The 15698-nt window shown below is 47.7% G+C and carries 14 protein-coding genes and 1 pseudogene; 10 read left to right on the top strand and 5 right to left on the bottom strand.

All coding sequences use genetic code 11. The features are described from left to right. Positions 1-43: 43 nt before the first annotated feature. On the bottom strand, positions 44-1264 hold the full coding sequence (locus H3L97_RS08025; protein ID WP_097115089.1) for an aspartate kinase: 1221 nt from the start codon (positions 1262-1264) through the stop codon (positions 44-46). A 277-nt stretch (positions 1265-1541) separates the two neighbouring features. On the opposite strand from H3L97_RS08025, the gene H3L97_RS08020 reads away from it, so the two are divergent. From H3L97_RS08020 to H3L97_RS07985, 9 genes and pseudogenes are all read left to right on the top strand, one after another. After that, positions 1542-4499: a DNA translocase FtsK gene (locus H3L97_RS08020; protein ID WP_097115091.1), complete on the top strand. Its 2958-nt coding sequence runs from the start codon at positions 1542-1544 to the stop codon at positions 4497-4499. 154 nt (positions 4500-4653) lie between these two features. After that, positions 4654-6150, top strand: a complete 1497-nt coding sequence (gene mqo / locus H3L97_RS08015; protein WP_097115092.1) for a malate dehydrogenase (quinone) — start codon at positions 4654-4656, stop codon at positions 6148-6150. Positions 6151-6217: 67 nt separating this feature from the next. Beyond that, entirely contained in the window at positions 6218-7597 is a 1380-nt protein-coding gene (gene argH / locus H3L97_RS08010; RefSeq protein WP_097115093.1) for an argininosuccinate lyase, read from the top strand. Between the two features lie 209 nt (positions 7598-7806). Continuing rightward, positions 7807-8068: pseudogene (locus tag H3L97_RS11820) on the top strand (IS630 transposase-related protein); the annotation flags it as partial. After that, positions 7995-8630 (top strand): IS630 family transposase, encoded by a 636-nt coding sequence (locus tag H3L97_RS08005; RefSeq protein WP_342354093.1) that lies wholly within the window; start codon positions 7995-7997, stop codon positions 8628-8630. The pseudogene H3L97_RS11820 and the gene H3L97_RS08005, both read left to right, overlap by 74 nt. Before the next feature lie 283 nt (positions 8631-8913). Continuing rightward, positions 8914-9816 carry a recombination-associated protein RdgC gene (locus H3L97_RS08000; protein ID WP_097114741.1) on the top strand — a complete coding sequence of 301 codons (903 nt, stop codon included), beginning with the start codon at positions 8914-8916 and terminating at the stop codon, positions 9814-9816. 72 nt (positions 9817-9888) lie between these two features. Beyond that, complete coding sequence (gene dcd / locus H3L97_RS07995; protein WP_097114742.1) at positions 9889-10455, top strand: dCTP deaminase; 567 nt, start codon at positions 9889-9891, stop codon at positions 10453-10455. A gap of 278 nt (positions 10456-10733) precedes the next feature. Next, positions 10734-11348: a recombination mediator RecR gene (recR, locus tag H3L97_RS07990; RefSeq protein ID WP_097114743.1), complete on the top strand. Its 615-nt coding sequence runs from the start codon at positions 10734-10736 to the stop codon at positions 11346-11348. Then, positions 11345-12007, top strand: a complete 663-nt coding sequence (locus H3L97_RS07985; protein WP_097114744.1) for a hypothetical protein — start codon at positions 11345-11347, stop codon at positions 12005-12007. Before recR ends, H3L97_RS07985 begins: the two co-directional genes overlap by 4 nt. A gap of 140 nt (positions 12008-12147) precedes the next feature. Here the strand turns inward: H3L97_RS07985 and H3L97_RS07980 are convergent, their stop codons facing one another. Beyond that, a complete protein-coding gene (locus H3L97_RS07980) occupies positions 12148-13107 on the bottom strand; it encodes an acetyl-CoA carboxylase carboxyltransferase subunit alpha (protein WP_097114745.1) in 960 nt (319 codons plus the stop codon). Positions 13108-13283: 176 nt separating this feature from the next. Between H3L97_RS07980 and rpe the strand changes: the two genes are divergently transcribed. After that, entirely contained in the window at positions 13284-13970 is a 687-nt protein-coding gene (gene rpe, locus H3L97_RS07975) for a ribulose-phosphate 3-epimerase (RefSeq protein WP_097114746.1), read from the top strand. Positions 13971-13972: 2 nt separating this feature from the next. Here the strand turns inward: rpe and acpS are convergent, their stop codons facing one another. From acpS to H3L97_RS07960, 3 genes are all read right to left on the bottom strand, one after another. After that, on the bottom strand, positions 13973-14365 hold the full coding sequence (acpS, locus tag H3L97_RS07970) for a holo-ACP synthase (protein ID WP_097114747.1): 393 nt from the start codon (positions 14363-14365) through the stop codon (positions 13973-13975). 55 nt (positions 14366-14420) lie between these two features. After that, positions 14421-15146, bottom strand: a complete 726-nt coding sequence (gene pdxJ, locus H3L97_RS07965; RefSeq protein WP_097114748.1) for a pyridoxine 5'-phosphate synthase — start codon at positions 15144-15146, stop codon at positions 14421-14423. A gap of 145 nt (positions 15147-15291) precedes the next feature. Then, positions 15292-15627, bottom strand: coding sequence for a YbaB/EbfC family nucleoid-associated protein (locus tag H3L97_RS07960; protein ID WP_097114749.1), 336 nt, complete (start codon positions 15625-15627; stop codon positions 15292-15294). Positions 15628-15698 lie beyond the last annotated feature (71 nt).

Below are 15698 nucleotides of genomic sequence, written 5' to 3'. Positions count from 1 at the left end.
CGGTTCAGGCAGCCTGAAAATACCATTCAGGCTGCCTGAAACATCATTGGTCTAAACCAAATTCTTTGTGCAACACGCGGGTTGCCAATTCCATGTATTTTTCATCAATCAAAACAGAAACTTTGATTTCAGACGTGGAAATCATTTGAATGTTGATGCTTTCTGCCGCCAAAGCGCGGAACATTTTGGATGCCACACCAACGTGCGAACGCATACCCAAGCCCACAATGGAAACTTTGCATACTGCGTCATCGCCGCTCACTTCGGTTGCGCCAATCGTGTCTTTCAAATCAGAGAGCAATGCCAAAGTGGGTTTGTAATCACCGCGTGGCACGGTAAAAGAAAAATCGGTGGTGCCTTCATTGCCCACGTTTTGAATAATCATGTCCACTTCAATGTTTGCGTCTGCCACCGCGCCCAAGATTTGGTAGGCAATACCAGGTTTGTCGGGTACACCGCGCACATTGATGCGCGCTTGATTTTTGTCAAAGGCAATGCCTGATACAATGGCTCTTTCCATGTTTTGGTCTTCCTCAAATGTGATTAATGTGCCGTTGCCGCCGTCTTCCAAGCTGCTCAAAACGCGCAAACGAACTTTGTATTTGCCCGCAAATTCAACCGAACGAATTTGCAAAACTTTGCTGCCCAAACTTGCCAATTCCAGCATTTCTTCAAATGTGATGGTGTCCATGCGTTTGGCTTCTGGCACAACGCGCGGGTCGGTGGTGTAAACGCCATCTACATCGGTGTAGATTTGGCATTCGTCTGCTTTTAAGGCAGCCGCCAATGCCACCGCCGAAGTATCTGAACCGCCGCGTCCCAAAGTGGAAATGTCGCCATTGCTGCTGATGCCTTGGAATCCTGCCACAATCACCACTTTGCCTGCCTGTAAATCGGCGCGCATTTTTTCGTCATCAATTTCTTCAATGCGGGCTTTGGTATGGGCGGTGTCGGTTTTCACGGCAACTTGCCAGCCTGTGTAGCTTTTTGCGTCCACACCAATGTTTTTCAAAGCCATTGCCAGCAAGCCGATGGTTACTTGCTCGCCTGTTGCCAACACCACGTCCAATTCGCGTGGGTCGGGCAGCTCTTGCATTTCGTGCGCCAAAGCCACCAAGCGGTTGGTTTCGCCGCTCATTGCCGACACCACCACCACCACATCATGACCTTCATCACGCGCTTTTTTCACGCGCTTGGCGACATTTTTAATGCGCTCGGCAGAGCCTACCGATGTACCGCCATATTTTTGAACGATTAACGCCATTTTATTGTTCTCTCTGTTGAGTTTGCTGTTTTGTGAAAATGAGCGTGTGGCTGTGCGCCTCGCCCACCATCGCAAAACAAAGAAAAGCCGCATTTTACTATTTTTTACATGGAAAACAAGCCAAATTCACGAAACTTTTTCAGGCAGCCTGAATTGTTTTATTGAAAATGATTTTTGCCGTTTTCGCGCAATAAAATTGTGCATTGGCATTCTGTTTCAGCGCAAAACAAGGTAAAATACTGGCTATTTTTTTGATTATTTTGATTGCCGTTTCGTCATGTGGATTTTTCTTTTTATACTCGTGCCAGCCGCCGTGTTAGCGGTCATGCTGTATTATTACAACAAACAAGAACGCGCTTGGCAAAAAGAAGTAGAACAATATCAAGATACTGCGCTGCTTGACCCCAATCAAGCCGCGTCTGAAATTGCGCCCAATGAAAACGAAGATGAAGAAAATGAAAATGAAGAAAACGACTTTGACTCCACACCCAGCAATCACACCGCAGCACACGATGAAAACGCAATCTATGCCCACATTTTGCCGCAACCGCAAAGCGTGATGGGTTTCAGGCAGCCTGAACGCCAACGCTCCAATCGCAGCGAAGCGCAACCCTACACCGCATTAGAATCCCACAAAGAAGAAAAAACCAACCCCGAACAACCCCAAAATTTTCAACCCAAACAAACCATTTCCGACTCAACAGACCCCATTTCGCCCCAAGCCGCCCACCTCAACGATGAAAACGATGAAGATGAGCAAGCATGGGACGCGCCCCATCATTTTCAAGAAGTGGCGCACGATATGCCATCGGAATCCGATGACAACCCACCCACCCCCACCGAAACGCCGCCCGAACCCGAACCACCCGTTCAGGCAGCCCAACCCACACGCGCCATCACTTTTGAATTGGTTGAACCACCGCGCCGCGATGTGATTACCTTTGAAGAAACGGTACGCAATTTGCGCCACCCTTTGCGTCCGCAACTGGAAACGGTCAAATTGAACACATCAAGCCGCTTGTCCATTCCCAAAGCCAAACGTCCAGCACCCAATTTGGAAATCATCACGCTGGAAACCGCCTTGCGCGATTGGCAAAATGTGGAAGACAGCATTGCCGCCCTGCCCGAACCCATCAAACCCCAACCGCAAGCAGAATTGTTGGCAACCTTTTCATCGGTACGCGAACGCACTTTGCAACGCGATGATTTGTTGTCCAACAAATACAAAGCCCCCAGCGATGCGGAAACCATCGGCATGGACGACATTCGCGATAGCCTGATGCGCCAACGCCGCGCACGTCATCATCAAACCATTGCCGAAGCCCCCATTCACAGCACCATTTTGCACGTCATTCCCGAAAATGAAGTGATGGCAAATTTGGCGCGCACCGATTCGCCCATCAATCGCCGTACCAAAACCAAACGCAGCGCACCTTTAAACGAGGCATCGCTGATTACCGTTCAGGCAGCCCCCACAAAAAAGCACGATGATGATTTGTATCGCGTGCCGCCTACCGAAGACATGCTCATGCGCTTTGCCAAACAACGCCAACAATTAAGTTTGGCGCACCCTGTGGCGGTTGCCGAGCCAGCTTTCGTGCCAGATATGCACTTTGCCGCGCCACAAATCATGGAAAATTATGGCGATTTTCAAAGTTATCATCTGCCACAAGCCTTTTCAGGCAGCCTGAATCACGACCACAACGACCCAGACGAAGAATGGGGCAATCAAGACCCAGCCGCCTACCCCATCAGCACGTCCTACCCCCTGCCCAGCACCCAGTTGCTGCTGCCCCCCCAATTCAATCACGAAGCCGTACAATCCGCCGAACAACTGCTGGAAAACGGCATTTTGATTGAAGAAAAGCTGGCTGAATTTAAAGTGAAAGTCAAAGTGGTGGACGCGGTTTCAGGACCTGTCATCACACGCTACGAAATTGAGCCAGACACAGGCGTGCGCGGCAATGCCGTTTTGAATTTGGAAAAAGACTTGGCGCGACTATTGGGCAAAACGTCCATTCGCGTGGTGGAAACCATACCCGATAAAAATTGCATGGGCATCGAATTGCCCAATCCACGCCGCCAAATCATACGCATCAGCGAAATTTTCAATTCGCCCGAATTTGCCGAAAGCCGCTCCAAACTCACTTTGGCTTTGGGGCAAGACATCACAGGCAGCCCAGTGGTTACCGACTTGGCAAAAGCCCCCCATTTGCTCGTGGCAGGCACCACAGGTTCAGGCAAATCGGTGGGCGTAAACAGCATGATATTGTCGCTGCTGTTCAAAGCCACGCCCGATGACGTTCGCCTGATTATGATAGACCCGAAAATGTTGGAACTGTCGGTTTATGAAGGCATTCCGCATTTGCTCGCGCCCGTGATTACCGACATGAAATACGCCGCCAATGCCTTGAATTGGTGTGTGAACGAAATGGAAAAACGCTACCGTTTGATGTCGCATTTGGGCGTACGCAATCTCACGGGTTACAACATGAAAATCGTGGACGCGCAAATGCGTGGCGAAAAATACGCCAACCCATTCAGCCTCACACCCGAAGAACCCGAGCCTTTGGAAAAACTGCCCTTTATCGTGGTGGTGGTGGACGAATTTGCCGATTTAATGATGATTGCAGGCAAACAAGTGGAACAACACATCGCCCGTCTTGCCCAAAAAGCGCGTGCCGCAGGCATACACCTGATTTTGGCAACCCAACGCCCCAGCGTGGACGTGATTACAGGCTTGATTAAAGCCAATATTCCCACGCGCATTGCCTTTCAAGTGTCCAGCAAAATAGACAGCCGCACCATTTTAGACCAAATGGGCGCAGAAAACCTGCTCGGTCAAGGCGATATGCTGTTCTTGCCACCGGGAACAGGCTATCCACAGCGCGTACACGGCGCATTTGTTGCCGACAGCGAAGTCCATCAAGTGGTTGAATATTTAAAACAATTTGGCGAACCTGATTACATTGACGCCATTTTAAGCCCCGAAAGCGATGATTTCGCCCCAGCAGGCAGCTACAACAGCGACAAAGGCGAATTGTTTGACCAAGCCGTAGAAACCGTGTTGCGCACCCAAAAAACCAGCATTTCCGCCTTGCAACGTCATTTGGGCATAGGCTACAACAAAGCCGCCATTTTGATTGAACAAATGGAAGCCGAAGGCATTTTGTCGGCAGCCGACCGCTCGGGCAAACGCACGATTTTGTCGCGCAACCCCAATGCCGATGAATAACACAAATGGGTTTTCAGGCAGCCTGAAACCCATTCATTTGGCATAAACTAACACTTTTTTACAGTTTCGGTTATAATCGTTAAGTTCGTGTCAAAATGTGTGTTGCGACACGTCCATTCAAATAAGCCCAATCAATTCGCACAAAGGAACACCCATGAACGCACCAGCAACAGAAACCATGAAAACCGATGTTGTTTTAATTGGCGCGGGAATTATGAGCGCGACACTCGGCACTTTGTTGAAAGAAGTCGCCCCCGAAACCACGATTGCCGTTTTTGAACAACTGGACACCGTTGCCAAAGAAAGCTCGCACGAACTCAACAATGCAGGCACAGGACATGCCGCTTTGTGCGAACTGAACTACACCGCCGAACAAGCCGATGGCAGCATCAACATTCAACGCGCCATTGACATCAACGAAAAATTCAAATTATCGGTGCAATTTTGGTCTTATTTGGTCAGCAAAGGTTTGATTGATAAGCCAGAAGAATTCATTCAACAACTGCCCCACATGAGCTTTGTGCAAGGCGAAAAAGACGTGGCATTTTTGAAAAAACGCTACGAAGCCATGGTGCAACACCCCCTGTTCAAAAACATGACATACAGCGAAGACCGCGAAGTGTTGAAACAATGGTTTCCTTTGATGATGGAAAACCGCGATGAAACCACGCCCATTGCTGCCACCCATGTTCCCACAGGCACCGATGTGAATTTTGGCGCATTAACGCGCAAATTGTTTGCCCATTTGGATAATTTAGGCGTTAAAACACATTTAAATCAAACCGTTAAATCATTCATCAGAATGACAGATGGTGGCTGGGCAATCACCATTTTAGACAAAAACACAGGCAAAACACGCACCCATCACGCCAAATTTGTGTTCATTGGCGCAGGTGGTGGCAGCCTGCATTTGCTGCAAAAAACAGGCATTCCCGAAAGTCATCATGTGGGCGGTTTTCCCGTAAGCGGCATTTTCTTGCAATGCAAAAACCCCGAAGTGGCAGAACGCCATTTCGCCAAAGTGTATGGCAAAGCCGCTTTGGGTGCACCACCCATGTCGGTACCGCATTTGGATACGCGCTTTGTGAATGGTCAGCGCACTTTGTTGTTTGGTCCTTTTGCGGGTTTTTCGCCCAAATTTTTGAAACATGGCTCGGTGATGGATTTGCCCAGCTCGGTGCGTCCACACAATTTGACCACCGTGTTGGCGGCTGGTGCGAAAAACTTGGATTTGACGCGCTATTTGATTGAGCAAGTGAAATTGAGCAAAGAACAACGCATGAACGAATTGCGCCAATTTTATCCCGATGCCAAATCGGAAGATTGGGAATTGATTGAAGCAGGTCAGCGCGTGCAAATCATCAAAGACACACCCAAAGAACGTGGCGTGTTGCAATTTGGCACGGAAGTGATTAGCGCGGCTGATGGTTCGGTGGCGGCTTTGTTGGGCGCGTCCCCTGGTGCCTCGACTTCGGTGCAGGCGATGTTGGTTGTGTTGCAAAAATGTTTCGGCAACAAAATCCCTGATTTGGAAGCGAGATTGCAAGCCATGATTCCGTCTTTGGGCAAAAACTTGGCGGAACATTTGGATTTGCTTGACCACATTCAAACCGAAGTGCGCGAAACTTTGGGCTTGAAAAATATGTGGTAATGTGAAATGGCATTTTCAGGCAGCTTGTTTTCAGGCTGCCTGAAAATATTTTTAAAAGGAAAAACAAATGAGTAATAAAACTTGGTCGGGGCGTTTCAACGAACCCGTGTCGGAATTGGTCAAACAATACACAGGCTCGATTGATTTTGACAAACGCTTGGCAAAATGGGACATTCAAGGCTCGCTGGCACACGCGCAAATGTTGCACGAAGCGGGCGTGTTGTCGGCACAAGATTTGGCGGATATTCAACGCGGCATGGCGGAAATTCAGGCGGAAGTGGATTCAGGCAGCCTGAAATGGTCGCTGGATTTGGAAGACGTACACATGAATATTGAACGTCGCTTAACCGACAAAATCGGCGACGCGGGCAAGCGTTTGCACACAGGACGCAGCCGCAACGACCAAGTGGCAACCGATATTCGCCTGTGGTTGCGCGATGAAATCAGCACCATTCGTTTTTTAATCAAAGATTTACAGTCAGCATTACTGGAATTGGCAAGCAACAATGTGCACACGGTTATGCCGGGTTTTACCCATTTGCAGGTGGCACAACCTGTGAGTTTCGCTCATCATCTGCTGGCGTATGTGGAAATGCTGGGACGCGATGATGAACGCATGGCAGATTGCCGCAAGCGCGTGAACCGAATGCCTTTGGGTGCGGCGGCGTTGGCAGGCACCACTTTCCCAATCCAACGCGAAACCACCGCAAAACTGCTTGATTTTGAACAAATTTGCCAAAATTCACTGGACGCGGTTTCCGACCGCGATTTTGCGATTGAATTTACCGCCGCCGCCAGCTTGCTGATGGTGCATTTGAGCCGTTTGAGCGAAGAATTGATTATTTGGATGTCGCCACGTTTTGCGTTTATTGATATTGCCGACCGTTTTTGTACGGGGTCGTCCATCATGCCGCAAAAGAAAAACCCTGATGTACCAGAGTTAGTGCGCGGCAAATCGGGGCGCGTGGTGGGTCATTTAACAGGCTTGATTTTGTTGATGAAATCGCAACCTTTGGCGTACAACAAAGACAATCAGGAAGACAAAGAACCTTTGTTTGACACGGTGGACACCGTGATTGACACGCTGCGGATTTATGCCGACATGATGCGCGGCATTACCGTGAAACCCGAAAACATGAGAGCAGCCGTGTTGCAAGGCTTTGCGACCGCCACCGATTTGGCGGATTACCTTGTGAAAAAAGGTGTGCCGTTCCGCGACAGCCACGAAGTTGTGGCGCAAGCCGTGCGCCATGCCGAAACGCAACAATGTGATTTGGCGGATTTGCCTTTGAGCGTATTGCAAGGGTTCAGTGCTTTGATTGAAAACGATGTTTACGACATTCTCACGCCCGAAGGCAGCCTGAATGCGCGTAACCACGTTGGCGGTACTGCACCCGAGCAAGTGAAGTTGCAAATTGCGCGTTGGCAAAAATTGTTGGCGGAATGATTTTTCAGGTAGCCTGAAACCTTTGCAAAACCCCCAAGCAATGCAACTGCTTTGGGGTTTTCAACAAAAATGACAATATCTACCCAAATTTGCCCCATTCATACCCATTAAAAACTGTAGAAATAAACCGCGTTGTTGACACAACAGGTTGAGAAAAATAAGCTTGTATAGCTAACTAAAACTAAAATCACTACAATATTAAATTTATCATGGCTTACTCCCAAGACTTACGTAAACAAATCCTAAAAAGCGTTGCAAGCGGCATGACGATACGTCAAGCATCCACATTTTATGGCATCAGTACACATACCATTAACCAATGGAAACGAAATGGGATTGAAAGAAAAAAAACGTCAATTCAAACCATTAAAAGTTAATCATGAAGCATTATTAAAAGATGTTGAAAACTACCCTGATGCCTTCCAATACGAACGTGCCAAGCGTTTGGGTGTTACCGCAAGTGCAATTTGTTACGCACTCAAACAGCTCAAAATTTCAGTTAAAAAAGACGAGCCAACACCCAAAACAAGAACCAGAGCAGCGAAATCAGTACCATTTAAAATTGCGTTTTTACAAAAAAATGGGCTATCAAATGGTTTATATTGATGAAAGTGGTTTTGCACAAACCGTTCATCGTCCAAAAGGCTATGCCCCGATTGGGCGGCGTTGTTATGCGACTTACGATTGGCAAATACGTAAACAAACCAATGCAATAGGTGCATTGTTAAATGGGCGTTTGTTTACAGTTGCTTTGTTTCATCATACGATTAATCGTGCGGTTTTTATTCAATGGTTAAAAGAAGATTTAATACCAAAATTGAATAAAAAGAGTGTGTTGATTATGGATAATGCTCGCTTTCATGTCGGTGAAGAGATTCGTCAATTGGTGGCACAAAGTGGGCATAAGCTGCTGTATTTACCTGCATACAGTCCTGATTTGAATCCTATTGAACAATACTGGGCTTATGCCAAAAATACGCGGCGCAAATACATGATTTCTGATATTGAAATTTTATTTGACCGATATTTGTAGTGATTTTGTTTTTAATTGGCTATACAAGGGCTGATTAAGCTTAAAAAGAATGCAAGCTACACTTCATGGGGTGCGCCTAAGATACTGTTCAATCAATGAATGATTGCTTGCCCCTGTAATGGGCGAAATATAAGCTGCTCATGGAAAAATCCTCTCAATTCTTTGGTAGAGAGAATTTAGAGGATTTTTGGGGGTTTTGCAAAGGTTTCAGCCTTTTTTTGCGAATGCGCTGCCTGAAAATGCTATAATCAACCGTTTGTACACAACGAAAAGACTTTGCGCCATGTGGTTCAAACAAATGACTTTTTACCCAATCGCCACCCAAAAGCTGCCTGAATGGGATAAGCTGGCGGAAAAATTGAACAATTTGCCTTTTGTCCCCGTAACGGGTTTGGATTGGTTTAGCGAAGGCTTTGCGCCCCCCCATGCGTTTTCGCCCGAGCTGGTTTTTGTGGCAGACAAAACATGGTCGGTGGCATTGAAAAAATCGGAAAAGGTGCTGCCTGCGGCGGTGGTGCGCGATATTTTGGCAGAGCGCGTGGCGGAAATTGCCGAAAACGAAGGACGCACTTTGGGGCGCAAAGAAAAATTGGTTTTGAAAGAAAACATCATTGACGAATTGCTGCCACGCGCTTTCACGCGCAACAGCCATGTGCAGGCGATTTGTGCCATGGAGTATGGTTTTTTTCTGGTTAATCAAGCTAATGCGCGTAAGTCGGAAAATTTGGTTTCCAAATTGCGCGAGGCTTTGGGTGGCTTGGACGTGCGTTTGCCCCACACCCAACAATCGCCCAGCAGCCTGATGACCGATTGGCTGTTGCGCGGGCAATGCGATGGCGGCTTTGAATTGGGCGACAGTTGCGAATTGAAAGGTTCGGGCGAGGCTGCGCCTGTGATTAAAATCAACAAGCAAGATTTGGCTGCCGATGAAGTGATTCAACACATCAAAAAAGGCAAAACGGTAACGCAACTGGGCTTGGTGTGGCGCGAACAAATTGCGTTTGTGCTGGCTGACAATTTCACGTTTAAGCGCATGCAATATTTGGACGTTTTGCAAGAAGAAGCCGAACAATATGGCGATGATGCCGCCAGCCTTGCCATGGCATCGCAAATTTTGATGGCGGAAAATGTGTCGCAAATGATTGCGGAATTGGTGGGGCATTTGGGCGGTTGGCAGGAAAAATGATGTTTCAGGCTGCCTGAAACCGCTTTTAATCAAGCCAACGAAAGCAAAAAATCTTCAATTTAAGGGAAAAACATGACCATCAAATCCGACAAATGGATACGCCGCATGGCTGAACAGCACGGCATGATAGAACCATTTGAACCCAATCAAATCAAAACTTTAAATGGCGAAAAAATCATTTCCTATGGCACATCAAGCTATGGCTACGACATTCGCTGCGCCCACGAATTCAAAATTTTTACCAACATCAACAGCACCATCATTGACCCGAAAAATTTTGACCCCAAAAATTTTGTCAGCGTAGAAGGCGATTATTGCATTATTCCGCCCAATTCCTTTGCTTTGGCGCGAACGGTGGAATATTTTCGCATTCCGCGCAATGTTTTGACGGTGTGTTTGGGCAAATCCACTTATGCGCGTTGCGGCATCATCGTGAACGTTACCCCATTTGAACCCGAGTGGGAAGGCTATGTTACGCTGGAATTTTCCAATACCACGCCCCTGCCAGCCAAAATTTACGCAGGCGAAGGCGTGGCGCAAGTCTTGTTTTTTGAAAGCGATGAAATTTGCGAAACGTCCTACAAAGACCGCAATGGCAAATACATGGGGCAAACGGGCGTTACTTTGCCCAAAACTTAAAACACGCAAAAAATTTTTTGCCTTCGGCGACTTACTTTTTAAAAAAGTAAGCCAAATGAATTCAAGCTGAACAGTTTCATTTCAAAAATATTTTCAGGCTGCCTGAAAAGATTAAATCATTGAATAAAATGAAAATAATCTTTGTTTTTTGGTTTGTTTGGCTTGCTTTTTCAAAAAGTACACCCTGCGGTGGGCAACAGTCGCCCATGCGGCAACAGAGCGCAAATCCCCATATACCCCTATTTTAGTTGTAGGGTAGTAAAAGGCAGCCTGAAACCATGTCCAACAAAAAAATCGATGCTTATGCCAATCTCATCAAACATTTGCAAATTTTGCCCAATGTGGGCGTGAAAACCGCACAACGCATGGCGCACACATTGCTGCAACACAATCGTCAAGGGGCAGCAGATTTGGTGCAAGCCATTGAATTGGCATTAAAACAGGTCAATCATTGTCAAATGTGCAATACCTTTTGTGAAGACGCATTGTGTGGCATTTGCACCAATGTGCAACGCGACCCCACGCGCTTGATGATTGTGCATATGCCTGCCGATGTGGCAGCAATGGAGGCGGCGCGCTGTCATGATGGCTTGTATTTTGTGTTGATGGGGTATGTGAATCCCACGCAAAACATGGATTTATCACAAATTGCCTTGGAAAAACTGGTGGCGCGGCTTTCAGACAGCCCCGTTCAAGAAATCATCATCGCCACCGCATTCACGGCAGAGGGCGATGCCACCGCCTACATTTTGTCGGAATTGCTCAAACAGCAGCCGTATAAAGTGAGCCGTTTGGCGCGAGGTATGCCACTTGGCAGCGAGTTGGAGTATGTGGACGCTGGCACTTTGGCGCAAGCCGTGTATCAGCGCAATTTGTTACAGGAGCATTCATGATGGCGATTTCAGGCAGCTTTTATTTGGCGGCGTGGTTGCTGGCGGCATTGTTGGGTTGGCAGCAAAACGCGCAATCTGAACCTTTGCGCGACAATGCGCCCGAAAGGGTGGCGGCATCTGAACCGCAAATTGCCGTTCAGCTTGCCCAAAATTTGTTGGACAATGGCGAATTGTTGCAAAAAGCCAAAACCGATTTGCAATCGTTGCCTGAATTTCAGGGCAAAACATTGTTGATATACAATAAAGTGGATTTTTTCAATGGCACGCGACCGCGCATAGAAGTGTCGTTGGAAAACCCCGCTTTGCCCAATACGCTGGTGTTTTACACCTTTGAGCATGGCAAATGGACAAAAGGCGAGGCGGAAGATGTGGCGCACATCAAAAATTTATCGCGCCATTTGGTGCCGTTGGCGGAAGTGGATTTTGCCCAAGTGCCGCACATTGCCCAAGTTTGGCGCGAAAAAGCCAAGCAAGTCAATGCGGTGGAGCAAGAGCCGTATCATGTGGCATTCATTTGGCTGCCTGCACGAAACAAACGTTTTTGGCACACCGCCACTTTGGAGGCGAAAGGCAAACAGTTTTATTTAAGCACGCATTTGGACGGCAGCATTTGGGAATTTAATGGCTTATCGGGCAGCGTGGTTGATGAAAATCAATGAAAATCAAAATATTGTTGATGTACAACAGGCAGCCTGAAACCTTTGTCAAACCCATTATGAAAATGGGGCAGATGTGAAATCCACCCCTACGAACCGAGTTTGGCAAAGTTTTCAGGCAGCCTGAAAACCATTTATCTCAATCATTTATCCAAAAATTGCCCATAATCCATAATGCGCTCAAAGCGGCGATTGAGCAATTCATCGGTGGACAAATCTTGTGCTTCGCGCAACTGGTCTTCAATCACGATTTTGACGCGCTTCATCAATTCGGGATAATCGCGGTGTGCGCCACCAACGGGTTCTTCAATGATGCGGTCAATCAAATTCAATTTGAGCAAACGGTCGGCGGTAATGCCCAATGCGGCGGCGGCATCGGCGGCTTTTTCGGCGGTTTTCCACAAAATGGACGCGCAGCCTTCGGGCGAAATCACCGAATAGGTGGCGTATTGCAACATGTTCACATAATCGCCCACCGCGATTGCCAAAGCACCACCCGAACCGCCTTCGCCAATAATCGTGCAAATCACAGGCACGCGCAATTTGGTCAATTCATACAGATTTTTGCCGATGGCTTCCGACTGATTGCGCTCTTCCGCGCCAATGCCAGGGTAAGCACCAGGGGTATCCACAAAAGTGAGAACGGGCAGCTTGAATTTTTCCGCCATGTGCATCAAACGCAGGGCTTTGCGATAACCTTCGGGGCGCGGCATACCAAAATTACGGCGGATTTTTTCTCTGGTATCGCGCCCTTTTTGATGCCCAATCACCACCACGCTTTGCCCATTGAATCGCGCCAAGCCGCCCACAATGGCATCGTCATCGGCAAAATGGCGGTCGCCGTGCAATTCTTGAAAATCGGTACACAATGCACTGATGTAATCCAAAGTGTAGGGACGCTGTGGGTGGCGCGACACTTGCGAAATTTGTGCTGGCGTGAGTTTGCTGTAAATGGATTTGGTCAAATCATCGCTTTTTTTCTGTAATTGGGCGATTTCTTTGGAAATGTCCACCGCAGAATCGCCTTGCACAAAGCGCAATTCTTCAATTTTTTGGTTGAGTTCGGCAATCGGTTGTTCAAAATTTAAGAAAAAAGGTTTCATTGGACACACTTTCTGAGAAACAATCACCACATCATACGCGATTGTTAGATGTTTTGCACCAGATTTCAGGCTGCCTGAAATCCCATTATTTGAATTTTATGTGATTTTTTGCGTTAAAATGGCGAAAATCACCTTTATTTTAAGCCAATTTCATCTAAACACAAGGACTATTTATCATGAATCCCACATTTCACATTGCCCCCAGCATTTTGTCGGCAGATTTTGCCCGTTTGGGCGAGGAAGTGAGCCGCGTGGTTCAGGCAGGCGCAGATTACATTCATTTTGATGTGATGGACAACCATTATGTACCCAATTTGACTTTTGGTTCAATGGTTTGTCAAGCCATCAAGCCCTATGCAGGCAATGCGCTCATGGACGTGCATTTGATGGTTGAACCCGTTGATGATTTGATTCAAGCCTTTATTGGTGCAGGTGCCGACATCATCACGTTTCACCCCGAAGCCTCGCGCCACATTGACCGCAGCTTGTCGCTCATCAAAGCGGCGGGCAAACGGGCGGGTTTGGTGTTGAATCCCGCCACGCCAGCCTATGTGCTTGAAAATGTATTGGATAAATTGGACATGGTTTTGCTCATGTCGGTAAACCCTGGTTTTGGTGGACAAAGTTTTATTCCACAAACCCTGAATAAAATCAAGCAAGTTCGCGCCATGTTGGACGCATACGCACAACACAACGGCAGGCACATACGCTTGGAAGTGGACGGCGGCGTGAAAGTGGACAACATCGCCCAAATCGCCGCAGCAGGGGCAGACACTTTTGTGGCGGGTTCAGCCATTTTCAGCCAGCCTGACTATGCTGCCGTGATTGCCGCCATGCGCGATGAATTGGCAAAAGTGGCGTAAAATCAAGTAATTTGTGCCACCACCATGGCGGCAACATAATCTTGTTCATCGCTCAAACTCAAATGGATTTTGCCAATGCGATGTTCAGCCAGCCAGTTTTGCAATGCGCTTTCAAACAAAAATTCGGGTTTGCCCAAATCGTTGTGTCCAATGCTGATGTTGTGCAAGCTCACGGGTTCACGAAAGCCTGTGCCTACGGCTTTGGACAGGGCTTCTTTGGCGGCAAAGCGTTTTGCCAAAAAGCGCACTGCGTTGATTTGTTGATGGGCAAATTGTTCAAATTCCAAAATTTCAATGCGGCTTAAAATGCGGCGTGGCAGGGCTTCGCCGTATTTTTTGTACAATTCTTCTATGCGTTTGATGGACAAAATGTCGTTGCCGATTCCGTAAATCATGGTGGTATCCTTTTGTTTTTGGGGTGATTTTCAGGCAGCCTGAAAACATCATCAATCACATCAAGCTGCGCGCCCGATACATGGCTTCTTTCATTTGGCGTATGGCTTCGGGCAGACCCAAAAACACGGCTTGGGCAATCAGCGAATGCCCAATGTTCAGCTCCACAATTTGCGGAATTTGGGCAATGGGGGCAACGTTTTGTATGGTTAAGCCGTGTCCTGCATTGACGGTCATGCCGAGTTTGTGGGCAAATTCGGCGGCGGCGCGAATGCGTTGCCATTCTTGATTTTGATGATGAATGGGGGCATCGGCATAAGTGCCTGTGTGCAATTCAATCACGCGCGCGCCCACATCGTAGGCTGCCTGAATTTGCTGCACATCGGCAGCAATAAACAGCGACACGCGCACCCCTGCGTGGTGCAAGGTTTCCACATAATGCGCCACTTTATCTTGTTGATTTAAAACGTCCAAGCCGCCTTCGGTGGTGATTTCTTCGCGTTTTTCTGGCACAAGGCACACGTCTGCGGGCAGCACTTTAATGGCGTTGGCGAGCATTTCTTCGGTCATTGCCATTTCCAAATTCATGCGTGTTTTGATGGCGTTTTTGATGGCGAACACGTCTGCGTCTTTGATGTGGCGGCGGTCTTCGCGCAAATGCAGGGTAATCAAATCTGCGCCGTGGGTTTCGGCAAGCAGGGCTGCTTCAATGGGGCTGGGGTAAGTGGTGCCGCGTGCATTGCGTAAGGTGGCAACGTGGTCGATGTTCACGCCTAATAACATGATTTTGCTCCTTAAAATGATTTTCAGGCTGCCTGAAAACGGTTTGAATGGTGTGTGAAGGTATTTTGGCTACGTTGAATTTTGTTTCAGGCAGCTTTTTGCGCTCACAAAAACAAAAAAGCTGCCTGAAAATGTGCCATCGAATTTATTTAAAGAAATCGCCCATGCCAGCAGGCAAACCTGCGGTAAATTGCGACATACGCGCCGATGTGGTGGCTTCGGCTTTTTGGTGTGCGTCTTGCAAAGCGGCTAAAATCAAATCTTCCAACATTTCTGCGTCATCGGTGGCTTGGGCGATTAAGTCGGGGCTGATGCTCAATTTCACAATGGCGTGGCTGCACGTTGCCACCACTTTAACCAAGCCGTTGCCAGCTTGACCTTCCACTTCGGTTTGCGCCAATTCGGCTTGGGCTTTTTTCATGTTTTCTTGCATTTTTTGGGCTTGTTGCATTAAGCCGCCTAAACCTGCTTTACCAAACATATTCATCTCCAAAATTAAAGTTTCGTCAAAAATCGCGATTGTAGCAAAGAAACACGCTAAAATGCGCCTTA

Source organism: Alysiella filiformis (assembly GCF_014054525.1).
In the GTDB taxonomy this organism is placed as follows: domain Bacteria; phylum Pseudomonadota; class Gammaproteobacteria; order Burkholderiales; family Neisseriaceae; genus Simonsiella; species Simonsiella filiformis.
The sequence above is the reverse complement of the archived record's forward strand: the minus strand, read 5'-3'. Positions and strand labels throughout refer to the sequence as shown.